The 16,855-nt window shown below is 58.1% G+C and carries 15 protein-coding genes; 10 read left to right on the top strand and 5 right to left on the bottom strand.

The features are described 5' to 3' along the window. Positions 1 to 96: 96 nt before the first annotated feature. Both L370_RS00855 and pbpG read left to right on the top strand, forming a co-directional pair. Positions 97 to 684, top strand: a complete 588-nt coding sequence (locus L370_RS00855) for a Yip1 family protein (RefSeq protein ID WP_013097942.1) — start codon at positions 97 to 99, stop codon at positions 682 to 684. Positions 685 to 851: 167 nt separating this feature from the next. Next, a complete protein-coding gene (gene pbpG / locus L370_RS00860; RefSeq protein WP_023336330.1) occupies positions 852 to 1,775 on the top strand; it encodes a D-alanyl-D-alanine endopeptidase in 924 nt (307 codons plus the stop codon). Positions 1,776 to 1,872: 97 nt separating this feature from the next. Here pbpG and L370_RS00865 read toward each other — a convergent pair whose 3' ends face one another. Together L370_RS00865 and dld are read right to left on the bottom strand one after the other, a co-directional pair. Next, a complete protein-coding gene (locus L370_RS00865; RefSeq protein WP_023336329.1) occupies positions 1,873 to 2,427 on the bottom strand; it encodes a GNAT family N-acetyltransferase in 555 nt (184 codons plus the stop codon). A 112-nt stretch (positions 2,428 to 2,539) separates the two neighbouring features. Beyond that, the gene (dld, locus tag L370_RS00870; protein WP_023336328.1) at positions 2,540 to 4,288 is read right to left on the bottom strand and encodes a D-lactate dehydrogenase; all 1,749 of its coding nucleotides are present in this window, start codon (positions 4,286 to 4,288) and stop codon (positions 2,540 to 2,542) included. Between the two features lie 189 nt (positions 4,289 to 4,477). On the opposite strand from dld, the gene bglX reads away from it, so the two are divergent. From bglX to L370_RS00895, 5 genes are all read left to right on the top strand, one after another. Next, positions 4,478 to 6,775: a beta-glucosidase BglX gene (bglX, locus tag L370_RS00875; protein WP_023336327.1), complete on the top strand. Its 2,298-nt coding sequence runs from the start codon at positions 4,478 to 4,480 to the stop codon at positions 6,773 to 6,775. 145 nt (positions 6,776 to 6,920) lie between these two features. Next, positions 6,921 to 7,838 (top strand): glycine betaine ABC transporter substrate-binding protein OsmF, encoded by a 918-nt coding sequence (locus L370_RS00880; RefSeq protein WP_023336326.1) that lies wholly within the window; start codon positions 6,921 to 6,923, stop codon positions 7,836 to 7,838. 12 nt (positions 7,839 to 7,850) lie between these two features. Beyond that, entirely contained in the window at positions 7,851 to 9,008 is a 1,158-nt protein-coding gene (locus tag L370_RS00885; RefSeq protein WP_023336325.1) for an ABC transporter permease, read from the top strand. Beyond that, the gene (locus L370_RS00890; protein WP_023336324.1) at positions 9,001 to 9,951 is read left to right on the top strand and encodes an ABC transporter ATP-binding protein; all 951 of its coding nucleotides are present in this window, start codon (positions 9,001 to 9,003) and stop codon (positions 9,949 to 9,951) included. The genes L370_RS00885 and L370_RS00890 overlap by 8 nt, the downstream gene beginning before the upstream one ends. Further along, complete coding sequence (locus tag L370_RS00895; protein ID WP_023336323.1) at positions 9,935 to 10,672, top strand: ABC transporter permease; 738 nt, start codon at positions 9,935 to 9,937, stop codon at positions 10,670 to 10,672. The genes L370_RS00890 and L370_RS00895 overlap by 17 nt, the downstream gene beginning before the upstream one ends. Here the strand turns inward: L370_RS00895 and L370_RS23295 are convergent. Next, positions 10,647 to 10,760, bottom strand: a complete 114-nt coding sequence (locus L370_RS23295; RefSeq protein WP_008500895.1) for a protein YohO — start codon at positions 10,758 to 10,760, stop codon at positions 10,647 to 10,649. The two genes, L370_RS00895 and L370_RS23295, sit on opposite strands and share 26 nt — an antisense overlap. A 69-nt stretch (positions 10,761 to 10,829) precedes the next feature. Continuing rightward, positions 10,830 to 11,570 carry an HTH-type transcriptional regulator MlrA gene (mlrA, locus tag L370_RS00900; RefSeq protein WP_023336322.1) on the bottom strand — a complete coding sequence of 247 codons (741 nt, stop codon included), beginning with the start codon at positions 11,568 to 11,570 and terminating at the stop codon, positions 10,830 to 10,832. A 217-nt stretch (positions 11,571 to 11,787) separates the two neighbouring features. On the opposite strand from mlrA, the gene L370_RS00905 reads away from it, so the two are divergent. From L370_RS00905 to L370_RS00915, 3 genes are read left to right on the top strand one after another with little or no spacing between them, the layout of a single operon-like run. Further along, positions 11,788 to 13,473: a sensor histidine kinase gene (locus L370_RS00905; RefSeq protein ID WP_023336321.1), complete on the top strand. Its 1,686-nt coding sequence runs from the start codon at positions 11,788 to 11,790 to the stop codon at positions 13,471 to 13,473. Next, on the top strand, positions 13,467 to 14,186 hold the full coding sequence (btsR, locus tag L370_RS00910) for a two-component system response regulator BtsR (RefSeq protein ID WP_023312443.1): 720 nt from the start codon (positions 13,467 to 13,469) through the stop codon (positions 14,184 to 14,186). The genes L370_RS00905 and btsR overlap by 7 nt, the downstream gene beginning before the upstream one ends. Positions 14,187 to 14,232: 46 nt before the next feature. Beyond that, a complete protein-coding gene (locus L370_RS00915) occupies positions 14,233 to 14,703 on the top strand; it encodes a YehS family protein (protein ID WP_023336320.1) in 471 nt (156 codons plus the stop codon). Positions 14,704 to 14,808: 105 nt separating this feature from the next. On the opposite strand, the gene metG is transcribed toward L370_RS00915, so the two are convergent. Beyond that, complete coding sequence (gene metG, locus L370_RS00920; protein ID WP_023336319.1) at positions 14,809 to 16,842, bottom strand: methionine--tRNA ligase; 2,034 nt, start codon at positions 16,840 to 16,842, stop codon at positions 14,809 to 14,811. Positions 16,843 to 16,855 lie beyond the last annotated feature (13 nt).

Genomic DNA, 16,855 nt, shown 5'->3' with positions numbered 1-16,855 from the left:
GGGGAAATCAACGGAAATTTCCCACTGTACAGAAAATAATCTAAAGCCTGCATTATACTTAAGGTATCGCTGACGGGCCGACAACAAGGGGGCGCTATGAACCATGTCTGGGGACTTTTCTCCCATCCCGATCGTGAAATGCATGTCATTAAAAGTGAGAACGAAACGGTCTCGCATCATTACACGCATCATGTGCTGCTGATGGCAGCGGTGCCGGTAATATGCGCTTTTATCGGAACAACACAAATCGGCTGGAACTTCGGTGACGGCACCGTGGTTCAGCTTTCCTGGTTTACCGGGCTTTATCTGGCCATTCTTTTTTATGGCCTGATGCTGGCGGGTGTGGCGGTCATGGGGCGGGTCATTCACTGGATGGCGCGTAACTACCCGCAACGTCCATCGCTGGCGCACTGTATGGTCTTTGCCGGATATGTCGCGACCCCGCTGTTCTTAAGCGGTATTGTTGCGCTCTATCCACTGGTCTGGCTGTGCGCGCTGATCGGTACCATTGCCCTCTTTTACACCGGGTATCTGCTGTATCTGGGGGTTCCAACCTTCCTGAATATCAATAAAGAAGAGGGCCTGAGCTTTTCCAGTTCGACGCTCGCCATTGGGGTGCTGGTGCTGGAGGCGCTACTGGCGCTGACGGTTATTCTTTGGGGTTATGGATACCGTCTCTTTTGAGTTCACTGCATTGCTGGCGTAAATGCCAGCAATGCAGCATCTGTTCACGATTATCCGCTGGCGACAACGCCCGGTGACCGCTATGATGCCGAAGCCAGCCTGTGTTTATCCGTTGATACAGGCGGTGTACGTCATGACGTGCGTGAATAATTATCAGAAGTCTCACCATGCTGAAATTCCGAGTCTCTTTACTTAGCCTGGCGCTGTTGCTGGGCGCGTCCGCTGCCGTGCCGGCCGTCGCTAAAACGCCCGCAGTGACCACCGCTGCTGCTCAGCCGCAAATTGCGTCCGGCAGCGCGATGATTGTCGATCTCAACACCAATAAGGTGATCTACGCCAGCCATCCGGACCTGGTGCGCCCGATCGCTTCGATAACCAAATTAATGACCGCGATGGTGGTGCTTGATGCCCATCTGCCGCTGGACGAAAAGCTGAAAGTGGATATTAGCCACACGCCGGAGATGAAAGGTATCTACTCTCGCGTGCGGCTGAACAGTGAAATCAGCCGTAAAAATATGCTGCTGCTGGCGCTGATGTCGTCTGAAAACCGTGCGGCGGCGAGCCTGGCGCACCACTATCCGGGCGGCTACGACGCCTTTATCCGTGCGATGAACGCGAAAGCCAAAGCGCTGGGGATGACCAATACGCATTATGTTGAACCGACGGGTCTGTCGATCAACAACGTCTCCACGGCCCGCGATCTGACGAAACTGCTGATTGCCAGCAAACAGTATCCGCTGATTGGTCAGCTCAGTACCACCCGTGAAGAGATGGCTACCTTTGCGAACCCGGCTTATACGCTGCCGTTCCGCAACACTAACCATCTGGTATACCGCGATAACTGGAATATTCAGTTAACGAAAACCGGCTTTACCAACGCGGCAGGACACTGTCTGGTGATGCGCACGGTGTTTAACGGTAAGCCGGTTGCGCTGGTGGTAATGGATGCCTTCGGTAAATATACCCATTTCGCCGATGCAAGCCGCCTGCGTACCTGGATTGAGACCGGAAAAGTGCAGCCCGTTCCGGCCGCAGCATTGACGTATAAAAAGCAGAAAGCGGAACAGATGGCGACAGCGCAGAACGACTGAGCCGTTTGTCAGCGCCGGGTGGCGACTTCGCCTTACCCGGCCTACAAAGACCTCGACACGTAGGCCCGGTAAGCGAAGCGCCACCGGGCGAAAGCGCCTATTCCGGCAGCGTCCAGTCTCCATCGTTGAGCGGGCGCTGCATTATCACCGTATCCCGCCAGTCGCCTTTCTTATACCCCACGCTGCGCAGCTGGCCGGCAATCTCGAAGCCGTGCTTTTTATGCAGCCGCAGCGAGCCGGCATTATTGTTGCCATCTCCCACAACGGCAATCATCTGCCGCCACGGGCCTTGTTCGCAGCGTTCAATCAGCGCAGACATTAAGGCCGAGCCAAAACCGCGACCGGTGATGCTGGCATCCACGTAAATTGACTCTTCTAAGGTATAGCGGTAGGCGTGTCGAGGACGGTAAGGGGTGGCGTAGCAGTAGCCCACTACAATCCCGCGATACAGCGCAATAAGCCACGGTAAACCGTTCTCCGCCACGCTTTTCATTCGATGACGCATTTCGTCGATAGTGGGGGGGACTTCTTCAAATGACGCGCGCCCGTGAAGCACATGCCAGGCATAGATCGCGGCAACAGCATGCACATCATCGGGAAGGGCGTCGCGCACTTCCAGCTCGGTCTCGGATAAAACATCAATAGCCGACATGATGTGCCTGCTCCTCGTTATAGAAAGCCGGAGAAACGTTTCTCCGGCGATAAGCAATTACTCTATTACGATTAAGGAGCGCTTAACAATCTCTCAAATTTGGCTGTAGGAATTAATCAGACGTTTGCGTTATGTGCTGCTCCGCGTCCGCGCTCTCTTTCCAGTATTTCTTCCGCGTTGTTTTACCGATGCCGGGATTCATGCTGTTTGTAGGGTCATTCTCGCGATAAAACTGTTTAAGTGCGTCAGGGGCTTTATAAAGATGCCCGACGTTGTGTTCCGCAGGATATTGTGCGCCACGTTCACGCAGCAGAGCGAGCATCTGCTCCTTCAGTTCGTGTGCATCGACCCCTTTTTTGACGATGTAATCCTGATGGAAGACATAGCACATAAAGTGGCCGTAATAGAGCTTGTGCACCAGCTTGCTGTCGATTTCCGGCGGGAGGTGCTCAAACCACTCGGTGTCGTTACGGCGCAGGGCGATATCCAGCGCCAGAATATCTTCCACCTCTTCGGAATGCACCGCCTGGTAACGGATGGCGGCGCCTGCGGCGGCAAAACGGTGCAGAAACGCCTTGCTGCCCTCTTCAGGCGTACAGGCAAAGAAATCCCCGTCGGCGGTTTTGAAAAATTCGGTCAGCCAGCTCTGCGCTTCGGCAATCCCGTCCCCGGCCATTTTCAGCAGCAGGTGATGCTCATACTTATCGCGCCAGGTCTTCATCCGCTCCGGCAGATGCGCCGGGAAAACGTTACCCAGCTTCTGCATGAAGCGGTCGGTGAAGTGGGGTTTGAACAGCGACACTTTTTCCAGCATCGCGTCGGTGCGGCCCTTCATGGTGAAGAAGAACGGCATTTTGTCGGTGCCGAGCTTGTCGATCATCAGGAACGTATCTTTGCCGTAGCGCTCGGCGATGTCGTAAATGTCCCGGTGCATGTACTCGCCCGCCACCGGCAGATGGGTGAATTCGCCCAGAATATGACGGCGGATCTCCGTCAAAACCTCAGGCTGGTTGGTGCCGATGTAAAATACCTGCTGCTTTTTCTCCGCCGGGAAAGTATCCAGACGCACGGCAAAAACGGCCAGCTTCCCGGCGCAGCCGGAGGATTCAAACAGGCGGTCCGGGTCGGCGTTGTAGCGGGCTGGGGTATCGGCGTCGATATCCCGCACGCGGGTCACGTAGTCGTGATCGTGCGCATGACGACCATCGTGCTGCACGTCTTCGTCCTTCACGCGATCGTCGTCAAGCTTGCTGAGGATCTGTTCCGGCGTCACGCCGAGATCGATTCCCAGATGGTTAACCAGCATCAGCTTGCCGTTTTCGTCGATGCGGGCATACAGCGACATCTCGGTGTAGGCCGGGCCGCGCTGCACCAGCGAGCCGCCGGAGTTGTTGCAGATCCCACCGACTACCGAGGCGCCAATACAGGAGGAGCCAATCACCGAGTGCGGCTCACGGCCCAGCGGCTTAAGCGCTTTTTCCAGTGAGTAAAGCGTGGTGCCGGGGAACGCGAGCACCTGCTCGCCTTTGTCCAGCAGGTGAAGTTTGTCGAGGCGCAGGGTGCTGATAATCACGATGTCGCGATCGTAATCGTTGCCGTTCGGCGTGGAGCCTTCGGTCAGGCCGGTATTGGCGGCCTGCATTAAAATAATCTTGTCGGCGGTGACGCAGGCGCTCAGGACGCGCCACAGCTCCAGCAGCGTGCCGGGGAAGACCACCGCCAGCGCCTCGCCCTGACCGGAGCGGAAGCCCTTACGGTAGCGGGCGGTTTTGGCCGGGTCGGTAAGCAGGTGAGAGGAGCCAACCAGGCGCGACAGTTCGTTAATAAAAGCCGTGTTATCGTTTGTTCGAACAGAAGACATCTTCCACTCCTTGTGGTGGGGCAAATTTCTCGCTGTAAAGCATAGCGCGATTAACTGTTAAGCGGTCGAGTATTCACGAGAAAAATCAGAGAATAACCCTGCAACGTTCTGAGGGTTTGTGGCACACTGCGCTTTTCGCACGGTATGGCCGAGATCGTCCGGCGGTTATTGATGAGAGAGTAAAACGACATGAAATGGCTATGTTCTGTAGGTGTCGCCGTCAGCCTGGCGCTGCAACCTGCGCTGGCAGAAGATTTGTTTGGTAATCACCCGCTCACGCCTGAAGCCCGGGACGCGTTTGTCACGGAATTGCTGAAGAAAATGACGGTTGATGAGAAAATCGGCCAGCTGCGTCTTATCAGCGTCGGTCCGGATAACCCGAAAGAGGCTATCCGCGAGATGATCAAAGACGGGCAGGTAGGGGCCATCTTTAATACCGTCACCCGCGAGGATATCCGCAAAATGCAGGATCAGGTGATGGATCTCAGCCGCCTGAAAATTCCGCTCTTCTTTGCCTATGACGTGGTGCATGGCCAGCGTACCGTCTTCCCTATCAGCCTCGGATTAGCCTCCTCCTTTAACCTCGACGCGGTAAAAACCGTTGGGCGCGTGTCCGCCTATGAAGCAGCCGACGATGGCCTGAACATGACCTGGGCGCCAATGGTGGACGTCTCGCGCGATCCGCGCTGGGGCCGCGCCTCGGAAGGCTTTGGTGAAGATACCTATTTAACCTCCACGATGGGGAAAACCATGGTGGAAGCGATGCAGGGCAAAAGCCCGGCGGACCGCTACTCGGTGATGACCAGCGTCAAACACTTTGCGGCCTATGGCGCAGTCGAAGGCGGGAAAGAGTACAACACCGTCGACATGAGCCCGCAGCGCCTGTTTAACGACTACATGCCGCCGTACAAGGCAGGGCTGGATGCGGGCAGCGGCGCGGTGATGGTGGCGCTGAACTCGCTGAACGGCACGCCTGCGACCTCTGACGCCTGGCTGCTGAAAGACGTGCTGCGCGACCAGTGGGGCTTTAAGGGCATCACCGTTTCAGACCACGGCGCGATTAAAGAGCTGATCAAACACGGTACCGCCTCCGATCCGGAAGACGCGGTGCGCGTGGCGCTCAAGTCCGGCATCAACATGAGCATGAGCGACGAGTATTACAGCAAATACCTGCCGGGGCTGGTGAAGAGCGGCAAGGTCACGATGGCGGAGTTGGACGATGCTGCGCGCCACGTGCTGAACGTGAAATACGACATGGGGCTGTTTAACGATCCTTACAGCCATCTGGGGCCGAAAGATTCAGACCCGGCGGATACCAATGCCGAAAGCCGTCTGCACCGTAAAGAAGCGCGTGACGTGGCGCGCGAAAGCCTGGTGCTGCTGAAGAACCGCCTCGACACGCTGCCGCTGAAAAAATCCGGCACCATTGCCGTGGTGGGCCCGCTGGCCGACAGCAAGCGCGACGTGATGGGCAGCTGGTCTGCCGCAGGGGTGGCCGATCAGTCCGTGACCGTGCTGACCGGGATCAAGAGTGCCGTGGGTGATAACGCGAAAGTGGTGTATGCCAAAGGGGCGAACGTCACTAACGATAAAGACATCGTTACCTTCCTCAACCAGTATGAGGAAGCGGTGAAGGTCGATCCGCGCACGCCGAAGGAGATGATCGACGAGGCGGTCAACGCGGCGAAGCAGTCTGACGTCGTTGTTGCGGTCGTGGGGGAAGCGCAGGGTATGGCGCACGAGGCCTCCAGCCGGACCGACATCACTATTCCGCAGAGCCAGCGCGATTTGATCGCTGCCCTGAAAGCCACCGGCAAGCCGCTGGTGCTGGTGCTGATGAACGGTCGTCCGCTGGCGCTGGTGAAAGAGGACCAGCAGGCTGACGCTATTCTGGAAACTTGGTTCGCCGGTACCGAAGGCGGTAACGCCATCGCCGACGTGCTGTTTGGTGATTACAACCCGTCAGGCAAGCTGCCGATGTCCTTCCCGCGCTCCGTCGGGCAGATCCCGGTCTACTACAGCCACCTGAACACCGGTCGTCCGTACAACGCCGACAAACCGAACAAGTACACGTCTCGTTACTTCGACGAAGCTAACGGCCCGCTGTATCCGTTTGGTTACGGCCTGAGCTACACCACCTTCAAGGTGTCTGACGTGAAAATGTCTTCGCCAACCCTGAAGCGTGACGGCAAAGTTACCGCCAGCGTTGAGGTGACCAACACCGGCAAGCGCGAAGGGGCAACGGTGATTCAGATGTACGTTCAGGATGTTACCGCCTCGATGAGCCGTCCTGTTAAGCAGCTGCGCGGCTTCGAGAAGGTCAATCTGAAGCCTGGCGAAACCCAAACCATCAGCTTCCCGATTGACGTGGAGGCGCTGAAGTTCTGGAACCAGCAGATGAAATACGATGCGGAGCCAGGCAAGTTTAACGTCTTTATCGGGGTGGATTCCGCCCGCGTGAATAAAGGCGAGTTCGAGCTGCTGTAACCTTCCTTCCTTTGCATCCCCCGTTCTCCGGGGGATGCGTCTTACGTTATGCTAAAAAGGCATTTTGCCGGGTAAATCCGCTGTTTTAAGCTACGCTTTTCTCTCAAGCCTCTGAAAAAGGCGATAAAAAAATGAGGATAGCGGAATGACGATTGTAAAGGGGATGTTGGGATCTGCGGTGCTGCTGGCGGCGCTAAGCCTGCCGTTACAGGCGGCGGAGCCGGTAAAAGTGGGCTCAAAGATCGATACCGAAGGCGCGCTGCTCGGCAATATTATTTTGCAGGTGCTGGAAAGCCACGGCGTGAAAACCGTCAATAAAGTCCAGCTCGGCACCACGCCCGTTGTGCGCGGGGCGATCACCTCCGGCGAGCTGGATATCTATCCGGAATACACCGGCAACGGCGCGTTTTTCTTCAAAGATGAAAACGATCCGGCATGGAAAAACGCCAAAGCCGGGTATGAGAAAGTCAAAAAACTCGACGCGGAACAGAACAAGCTGGTCTGGCTGACCCCGGCCCCGGCCAACAACACCTGGACTATCGCGGTGCGCAAGGACGTGGCGGAGAAAGGTAAGCTGACCTCGCTTGCGGATCTCAGCCGCTATCTGAAAGAGAAGGGCGACTTTAAGCTGGCTGCGTCCGCAGAGTTTATCGAGCGTCCTGACGCGCTGCCCGCGTTTGAAAAAGCCTATGGCTTCAAGCTCGACCAGGCGCAGCTGCTCTCTCTGGCGGGCGGGGATACCGCGGTGACTATCAAAGCGGCGGCGCAGCAAACCTCTGGCGTTAACGCGGCCATGGCCTACGGTACCGACGGCCCGGTGGCGGCGCTCGGCCTGCAAACCCTGACCGATCCTAAGGGCGTACAGCCGATCTACGCTCCTACCCCGGTTGTGCGTGAGGCGGTGCTGAAAGCCTATCCGGAGATTGCTGACTGGCTTAAGCCGGTCTTCGAAAAGCTGGATGAAAAAACGCTGCAGCAGCTGAATGCCAGCATTGCCGTCGAGGGGCTGGATGCCAAAAAAGTGGCCGCCGACTTCCTGAAACAACAAGGGCTTGTGAAGTAACGGGAAAGGGCTGTGCCAATAAAATGTCATAACCGCGTACTGCTGCTGCTGGCCTGCGTGGCCATCGCGGCAGTCGCGCTGCCGTTTGTGAATGTCGCCCCTAACCGCCTGATGTCAGGAGAAGGGCGCTTTCTCTGGGAACTGTGGGCGTTTACGCCGTGGTGGCTGGCGGCGGCGCTGGGCGCGTGGGTTGCGCTATCGCTCTGGCAAGGGCGCACGGCGCAGTGGCTGACGCTGCTCCTCGCGGAAGGGCTGTTTATTATCCTCTTCTGGGGGGGCGGGCAGGCGGCGACGCATATGGCGTCGGCGGAAAGCCCGCTGGCGAGAACCACGGTGGGCAGCGGCCTCTGGCTGTGGCTGGCGCTGTGCCTGCTGGCCAGCAGCGATGCCATTCGTCGACTCATCTCCAGCCCCGTCTGGCGCTGGGTGCTCAACGCGCAGATATGGTGTATTCCCCTGTTCCTGCTGTTCAGCGGTGAGCTGAACAATCTCTCGCTGTTAAAAGAGTACGCCAACCGTCAGGAGGTGTTTGATGATGCCCTGGCGCAACACCTGACGATCCTCTTCGGCACGCTTTTTCCGGCGCTCCTGCTCGGGATACCGCTCGGCATGTGGTGCTATCGCCACCCTGCACGTCAGGGCGGGGTCTTTGCGGTACTCAACGTTATCCAGACCATTCCTTCCGTTGCGCTGTTTGGCCTGCTGATTGCGCCGCTGGCCGGGCTGGTAAAGTCGTTTCCGGTGCTGGGAACGCTTGGCATAGCCGGAACGGGATTAACGCCCGCGCTGATTGCGCTGGTGCTGTATGCGCTGCTGCCGCTGGTGCGCGGCGTGGTCGCGGGCCTCGGCCAGGTCGCGCCTGACGTGCTGGAAAGCGCCCATGCGATGGGGATGAGCGCACGGCAGTGTTTCTGGAAAATTCAGCTCCCGCTGGCGCTGCCCCTGCTGCTGCGCAGCCTGCGGGTGGTGGCGGTACAAACCGTCGGCATGGCGGTGATTGCGGCGCTGATTGGTGCGGGTGGTTTTGGCGCGCTGGTGTTCCAGGGGCTGCTGAGCAGTGCGCTCGATCTGGTGTTACTGGGCGTGGTGCCCACGATTGCGCTGGCGGTCGTCGTCGACGCGCTGTTTGCCTTATGGCTCGCGCTGCTCAGGAGAAGAGCCAATGATTGAATTTCATGACGTCAGTAAAACCTTTGCCGGCCGTCCGGCGGCGAGCCACCTGAACCTGAACTTTGCCGAGGGCGCGTTTTCCGTGCTGATTGGCACCTCGGGCTCGGGAAAATCCACCACGCTTAAGATGATCAATCGGCTGGTTGAACACGACAGCGGGCTGATCCGCTTTGCCGGGGAAGAGATCCGCAGCCTGCCGGTGCTGGAGCTGCGCCGTCGGATGGGCTATGCCATTCAGTCTATCGGCCTGTTTCCGCACTGGACGGTGGCGCAGAACATCGCCACCGTGCTGCAGCTGGAGAAATGGTCGCGGGCGAAAATCGCTGACCGGGTGGATGAGCTGATGTCTCTGCTGGGGCTGGAGCCCGCGCTGCGCGATCGCTATCCTCATCAGTTGTCCGGAGGCCAGCAGCAGCGCGTGGGCGTGGCGCGCGCGCTGGCGGCCAACCCGCAGGTACTGCTGATGGATGAACCCTTCGGCGCGCTGGATCCGGTGACGCGCGGGGCGCTGCAGGCGGAGATGACCCGCATTCACCGCATTCTCGGGCGCACGATCGTTCTCGTGACGCACGATATTGATGAAGCCCTGCGCCTGGCCGACCATCTGGTGCTGATGGATCATGGCGAAGTGGTGCAGCAGGGTTCGCCCCTTGAGCTATTAACATGGCCGAAGAACGACTTTGTGCGCGAGTTCTTTGGCCGCAGCGAGCTGGGCGTGAGGCTGCTCTCCCTGCGGACGGTCAGCGACTATATGCGTCGGGAGGAGGTACCGGTGAGCGGCGAACCGCTGCAGGCACAGATGAGCCTGAGGGATGCCCTCTCCGCGTTTGTCGCGCGCCAGTGCGAGGTATTGCCCGTTTCGGACGCCCGGGGAACGCCGTGCGGAACCTTACATTTTCGCGATCTGCTGGCCGGGGAGGTGACGCGTGAAGGCACTGCGTGATCCGCTCCTCTGGCTGATAGCGCTCTTTGTCGCCTTACTGTTTCTGATGCCTCACAGCGCGGCGCTGTTTAACGCCCTTTTCCCCGGGCTGCCGCGACCAGTCTATCAGCAGGAGAGCTTTATTAATCTTGCCCTGGCGCATCTCTGGCTGGTGGCGCTCTCAAGCGCCATTGCGGTTGTGTTGGGGGTAGGGGCAGGCATCGCGGTCACGCGGCCTGCGGGCAAAGAGTTTCGTCCGCTGGTGGAGACGATAGCGGCCATTGGTCAGACGTTTCCCCCGGTGGCGGTGCTGGCGATAGCGGTTCCGGTGATGGGCTTTGGCCAGCAGCCCGCCATTATTGCGCTGATTCTGTACGGCGTACTGCCGGTGCTGCAGGGCACGCTGGCGGGCCTCGCGGCGGTACCGGCGTCGGTGCTAAGCGTGGCAGAAGGGATGGGGATGAGTCGCGGCCAGCGGCTGCGCAAGGTGGAACTGCCGCTGGCGGCACCGGTTATCATCGCCGGGATCCGCACGTCGGTCATTATTAACATCGGGACGGCGACCATTGCGTCTACGGTCGGTGCCAATACGCTGGGAACGCCGATTATTATCGGCCTGAGCGGGTTTAATACGGCTTATATTGTGCAGGGTGCGGTACTGGTCGCGCTGGCGGCAATCGTCGTCGATCGCCTTTTTGAGCGGCTGGCGCTGTACCTCAGCCGACACCGCCGCGAACAATAAACGAGTATCCTGCCAGCATTACGCCGCCGATACCGCTCACGGCCATCAGGACAAAAAGGGTAATAATGGCCAGTTTGGTTGCCTTCATCATGTGCTCCTGTTGTTAACGGAACAATTATACGGTGAAGCGCAGCTGTTAATGAACCATTAAATGCCGTTATGGCTCATCCGGGCCAAGGGAATAAACCGGGTAACCATTCTCTCGCCATTCCGTCAGCAGCTGTTGCTGCGTGGCGGAGGGCACTTCGCCACACCAGACCAGCAGGGTCTGGCCGTCGAAAAACTCAGGTCTGAGCTGCGCCAGCGAGTGCGCCAGGACATCCACGCGCCAGCCCTTCTGGGTCGCAATCCACGCTTCCAGCCACAGGCGGGTGGTATCGTGCACGTTCCAGCCGACCACCAGCGCATCTTTTCCGGCTTTGTTCTTCGCCGAGGCAAGGCAGACGGCAATGTAGTTGATCAGCACCCCGTCGAGCATGCTGAGCAGCGCCTGCAGGGTGGACTGCTGGCACTGCAGGCGTCGACGGAGCGGAATGAAAAGATGGTTGATCAGCGTCTGGGCCGGGTAATCGCGGCCTTGCTCTTTTATCCATGCGCGCAGGCGCTGAAGGTTGCCCGCCTGCAGGAGTCGCAGCAGGGTTTCCTGCTGTTCGCGCCAGCGGTGATGCGTGTCGGGGTCGTCGTGGCTCAGCAGGGACTTCACTTTGCCAACCTGCACCCCGTTGTCGATCCAGCTCTTAATCTCGCGGATCCGGTCTATATCGGCATCATTAAAAAGGCGATGCCCACCGTCGGTCCTCTGCGGTTTGAGTAATCCATACCGTCGCTGCCACGCCCGTAGGGTAACGGGATTGATATCACAAAGGAGTGCCACTTCACCTATTGTGTAAAGCGCCATATTTGCCCCCTGGCTTACGCGTCCCCAGCTTAACTGTAGACCCACTTTGCTGAACCAGGAAGAATTGATTGTTTTTTGCACAAATAATGCGAAGCGTATGCGATGTTCTGAAAAAGGTGTGATAACGGACACGATTTTGCGCTTTTTTGGGATGCTTCAAAGAAAGTTGAGCCGCATCCGTGTATGTTACGCGTTTTTGGCGTGTGCGGTTTTGAGTATGTACGAGTTTAATCTGGTGCTGCTGTTGCTTCAGCAGATGTGCGTGTTTCTTGTCATTGCCTGGCTGATGAGTAAAACGCGCCTGTTTATCCCGCTGATGCAGGTCACCGTACGTCTGCCGCACAAATTCCTCTGTTACGTCGTATTTTCCATATTTTGCATTATGGGGACCTGGTTTGGTCTCCATATCGAAGACTCTATTGCCAATACGCGCGCGATCGGCGCGGTGATGGGCGGGCTGCTGGGCGGTCCCGTCGTCGGTGGCCTTGTCGGTTTAACCGGGGGACTGCATCGCTATTCCATGGGCGGGATGACGGCGCTCAGCTGCATGATCTCCACGATCGTGGAAGGGCTGCTCGGCGGACTGGTGCACAGCTATATGATCAAACTCGGCCGCCCGGATAAAGTCTTTAGCCCGCTCACCGCCGGTGCCATTACCTTTGTGGCCGAAATGGCGCAGATGGCGATCATTCTGCTCATTGCCCGTCCGTTTGAAGATGCGCTGCACCTGGTCAGCAGCATTGCCGCCCCGATGATGGTAACCAACACCGTAGGCGCGGCGCTGTTTATGCGTATTCTGCTCGACAAGCGCGCCATGTTTGAGAAGTACACCTCGGCGTTTTCCGCCACGGCGCTGAAGGTTGCCGCGTCGACCGAAGGGATCCTGCGCCAGGGGTTTAACGAAGAGAACAGCATGAAGGTCGCGCAGGTGCTCTACAAGGAGCTGGATATTGGCGCGGTGGCCATAACCGACCGCGAGCGGCTGCTGGCCTTTACCGGCACCGGGGACGATCACCATCTGCCGGGTAAACCCATCTCCTCAGCCTACACGCTGCGCGCCATTGAAACGGGCGAGGTGGTGTATGCCGACGGTAATGAAGTGCCTTACCGCTGCTCGCTGCATCCGCAGTGCAAGCTGGGCTCCACGCTGGTGATTCCGCTGCGTGGGGAAAATCAGCGGGTGATGGGCACCATCAAGCTGTATGAGGCAAAAAACCGTCTGTTCAGCTCGATCAACCGCACGCTGGGGGAGGGGATTGCCCAACTGCTGTCCGCGCAAATTCTGGCCGGGCAGTATGAACGGCAGAAAGCCCTGCTGACGCAGTCTGAGATTAAGCTGCTGCATGCCCAGGTCAACCCGCATTTCCTGTTCAATGCCCTCAACACGCTCAAAGCGGTGATCCGCCGCGACAGCGATCAGGCCGCGCAGCTGGTGCAGTTTCTGTCGACCTTTTTCCGCAAAAACCTGAAGCGGCCGTCGGAGATCGTCACCCTCGCCGATGAGATTGAGCACGTGAACGCCTATCTGCAGATTGAGCAGGCGCGTTTCCAGTCGCGCCTGCAGGTGACGCTCTCCGTCCCGGACGAGCTGGCGTATCAGCATCTCCCGGCCTTTACCCTGCAGCCTATTGTCGAAAACGCCATTAAGCACGGCACGTCCCAGCTTCTGGGGACAGGGGAGATAACCATTGCCGCCAGCCGTTTCAACCACCATCTGGTGCTGGATATTGAAGATAATGCCGGGCTCTATCAGCCTTCCGCCTCCGGCGGTTTGGGGATGAGCCTGGTGGATAAACGCCTGCGCGCCCATTTTGGCGACGACTGTGGCATTACCGTCGCCTGTGAGCCAGACCGATTTACCCGTATTACCGTACGACTGCCGCTGGAGGAAAACGCATGTTAAGAGTGCTGATTGTGGATGACGAGCCGCTGGCACGGGAAAACCTGCGCGTTCTGCTGCAGGAGCAGCCCGATATTGAGATTGTGGGGGAGTGCGCGAACGCCATTGAGGCCATCGGCGCGGTGCACAAGCTGCGCCCGGACGTGCTGTTCCTCGACATTCAGATGCCCCGCATCAGCGGGCTGGAGATGGTCGGCATGCTCGACCCGGCGCATCGCCCCTACATCGTGTTCCTGACGGCGTTTGATGAATATGCCGTTAAGGCCTTTGAGGAGCACGCGTTTGACTATTTACTCAAGCCGATCGAAGAGAAGCGCCTGGAAAAAACGCTCACCCGTTTACGCCAGGAGCGAACCGTACAGGATGTCACGCTGCTGCCGGAAAACCAGCAGCCGCTGAAGTTTATCCCCTGCACCGGGCACAGCCGAATCTACCTTCTGCAGATGGATGACGTGGCGTTCGTCAGCAGCCGCCTGAGCGGGGTGTTTGTCACCAGCGCGGAAGGGAATGAAGGGTTCACCGAACTGACCCTGCGCACGCTGGAGAGCCGCACGCCGCTGATCCGCTGCCATCGCCAGTATCTGGTGAACATGGCGCACCTGAAGGAGATCCGCCTGGAAGATAACGGCCAGGCCGAGCTGGTGCTGCGTGCCGGGCAAACGGTACCCGTCAGCCGTCGCTACCTGAAGAGTTTGAAAGAGGCGATTGGCCTGTAAAACTGGTACACTGCGCGCCATTGCATCATCGACATTCGAAGGCTCTATGCTAAGTAACGATATTCTTCGTAGCCTGCGCTACACCCTGAAGGCAAACAATAACGACATGGTGCGCATTCTTGCGCTGTCGGACATGGAATCCACGTCTACCGGTTTCGATACCTGGATGACCAAAGAAGACGAAGAGGGCTTTGTTCGCTGCCCTGACATTATTCTGTCGGGTTTCCTGAACGGCCTGATTTACGACAAGCGTGGCAAAGATCCGGCCGCGCCGGAGCTGGCGCTGGAGCGTCGCGTGAACAACAACACGGTGCTGAAAAAGCTGCGCATCGCGTTCTCGCTGAAAACGGACGATATTGTCGCGATCATGACCGAGCAAAAATACCGCGTATCCGTGCCGGAAGTGACCGCCATGATGCGCGCGCCGGACCACAAAAATTACCGCGAGTGTGGCGACCAGTTTCTGCGTAACTTCCTGCGCGGGCTGACCCACCGGGTGCATCATCCGAAAGTGTGATTTGCCCAGCGGCGCTGCGCTTGCAGGGCCTACGGGTTTTGTAGGCCGGGTAAGGCGAAGCCGCCACCCGGCAAAAAAAAGCCGGATAAGAATCCGGCTTTTTTGTTATTTCACCTGCTGGCCAGGCTTCGCGCCTTCGTCAGGGCTTAACAGGAAGATATCTTTCCCGCCCGGGCCCGCGGCCATCACCATCCCCTCAGAGATGCCGAAGCGCATTTTGCGCGGCGCCAGGTTCGCCACCATCACGGTCTGACGACCGATCAGCACCTGCGGGTCCGGATACGCTGAACGGATGCCGGAGAAGACGTTACGCTTCTCGCCGCCCAGATCCAGCGTCAGGCGCAGCAGCTTGTCAGAGCCTTCCACAAACTCCGCGTTTTCAATCAGCGCCACGCGCAGGTCGACTTTGGCGAAATCGTCAAAGGTAATGGTTTCCTGAATCGGATCGTCCGCCAGCGGGCCGGTGACCGGTGCCTCAGCCGCCTTCACCTCTTCTTTAGACGCTTCCACCAGGGCTTCAACCTGCTTCATCTCGATGCGGTTGTACAGCGCTTTAAAGGTGTTCACCTTGTGGCCGAGCAGCGGTTGCTGAATGGCATCCCAGGTCAGTTCGGTGTTCAGGAACGCTTCAGCGCGGGCAGCCAGCTGCGGCAGAACCGGCTTCAGGTAGGTCATCAGCACGCGGAACAGGTTGATGCCCATGGAGCAGATGGCCTGAAGGTCCGCATCGCGGCCTTCCTGTTTCGCGACAACCCACGGTGCCTGCTCGTCCACATAACGGTTTGCCAGGTCGGCCAGGGCCATGATTTCGCGTACCGCTTTACCGAATTCACGGGTTTCCCACGCTTCGCCAATGGTGGCCGCCGCGTCGGTAAAGGTTTTGTACAGGGCAGGGTCAGCCAGTTCAGCCGCCATCACGCCGTCAAAACGCTTGGCGATAAAGCCCGCGTTACGGGAGGCCAGGTTGACCACCTTGTTGACGATGTCCGCGTTCACGCGCTGCACGAAATCTTCCAGGTTCAGGTCGATATCGTCGATGCGAGAAGAGAGCTTCGCGGTGTAGTAGTAGCGCAGGCTGTCCGCGTCGAAGTGGTTCAGCCAGGTGCTGGCTTTGATGAACGTTCCGCGGGACTTGGACATTTTCGCGCCGTTCACCGTCACGTAACCGTGTACGAACAGGTTGGTTGGCTTGCGGAAGTTGCTGCCTTCCAGCATTGCTGGCCAGAATAGGCTGTGGAAGTAAACGATGTCTTTACCGATGAAGTGATACAGCTCGGCATCGGAATCTTTCTTCCAGTATTCATCGAAGCTGACGGTGTCGCCACGCTTGTCGCACAGGTTCTTGAAGGAGCCCATGTAGCCGATTGGCGCGTCCAGCCAGACGTAGAAGTATTTGCCCGGCGCGTTCGGGATTTCAAAGCCGAAGTACGGCGCATCGCGGGAGATATCCCACTGTTGCAGGCCGGATTCGAACCACTCCTGCATTTTATTCGCTACCTGCTCCTGCAGCGCGCCGCTGCGGGTCCATGCCTGCAGCATTTCGCTGAAGGACGGCAGGTCGAAGAAGAAGTGCTCGGAGTCACGCATCACAGGCGTTGCACCGGATACCACGGATTTCGGCTCGATAAGCTCGGTCGGGCTGTAGGTCGCGCCGCACACTTCGCAGTTATCGCCGTACTGGTCCGGGGATTTACATTTCGGACAGGTGCCTTTGACGAAGCGGTCCGGCAGGAACATGCCTTTTTCCGGATCGTACAGCTGAGAGATGGTGCGGTTTTTGATAAAACCGTTCTCTTTCAGACGGGTGTAGATCAGCTCCGACAGCTCGCGGTTTTCGTCGCTGTGCGTGGAGTGATAGTTGTCATAGCTGATGTCAAAGCCAGCAAAATCAGTCTGATGCTCCTGACTCATTTCGGCAATCATCTGCTCCGGGGAAATCCCCAGCTGCTGCGCTTTCAGCATGATCGGCGTGCCGTGGGCATCGTCCGCACAGATGAAGTTAACCTCGTGGCCGCGCATTCGCTGGTAACGGACCCAGACATCAGCCTGGATATGCTCCAGCATGTGGCCGAGGTGGATTGAGCCGTTGGCGTACGGCAGTGCGCACGTTACCAGAATTTTCTTCGCGACTTGAGTCATAGTAGGCATTACT

The sequence above is a fragment of the Enterobacter sp. MGH 24 genome (assembly GCF_000493015.1).
Classification (GTDB): domain Bacteria; phylum Pseudomonadota; class Gammaproteobacteria; order Enterobacterales; family Enterobacteriaceae; genus Enterobacter.
Note: the sequence above shows the minus strand (reverse complement) of the source record. Positions and strands in the feature narration are given on the sequence as shown.

Excerpts from the sequence above, each read along its gene's own strand:
- L370_RS00855 (WP_013097942.1), top strand. The coding sequence starts at position 97 with ATGAACCATGTCTGGGGACTTTTCTCCCATCCCGATCGTGAAATGCAT.
- pbpG (WP_023336330.1), top strand. The coding sequence starts at position 852 with ATGCTGAAATTCCGAGTCTCTTTACTTAGCCTGGCGCTGTTGCTGGGC.
- L370_RS00865 (WP_023336329.1), bottom strand. The coding sequence starts at position 2,427 with ATGTCGGCTATTGATGTTTTATCCGAGACCGAGCTGGAAGTGCGCGAC.
- dld (WP_023336328.1), bottom strand. The coding sequence starts at position 4,288 with ATGTCTTCTGTTCGAACAAACGATAACACGGCTTTTATTAACGAACTG.
- bglX (WP_023336327.1), top strand. The coding sequence starts at position 4,478 with ATGAAATGGCTATGTTCTGTAGGTGTCGCCGTCAGCCTGGCGCTGCAA.
- L370_RS00880 (WP_023336326.1), top strand. The coding sequence starts at position 6,921 with ATGACGATTGTAAAGGGGATGTTGGGATCTGCGGTGCTGCTGGCGGCG.
- L370_RS00890 (WP_023336324.1), top strand. The coding sequence starts at position 9,001 with ATGATTGAATTTCATGACGTCAGTAAAACCTTTGCCGGCCGTCCGGCG.
- L370_RS23295 (WP_008500895.1), bottom strand. The coding sequence starts at position 10,760 with ATGAAGGCAACCAAACTGGCCATTATTACCCTTTTTGTCCTGATGGCC.
- mlrA (WP_023336322.1), bottom strand. The coding sequence starts at position 11,570 with ATGGCGCTTTACACAATAGGTGAAGTGGCACTCCTTTGTGATATCAAT.
- L370_RS00905 (WP_023336321.1), top strand. The coding sequence starts at position 11,788 with ATGTACGAGTTTAATCTGGTGCTGCTGTTGCTTCAGCAGATGTGCGTG.
- btsR (WP_023312443.1), top strand. The coding sequence starts at position 13,467 with ATGTTAAGAGTGCTGATTGTGGATGACGAGCCGCTGGCACGGGAAAAC.
- L370_RS00915 (WP_023336320.1), top strand. The coding sequence starts at position 14,233 with ATGCTAAGTAACGATATTCTTCGTAGCCTGCGCTACACCCTGAAGGCA.
- metG (WP_023336319.1), bottom strand. The coding sequence starts at position 16,842 with ATGACTCAAGTCGCGAAGAAAATTCTGGTAACGTGCGCACTGCCGTAC.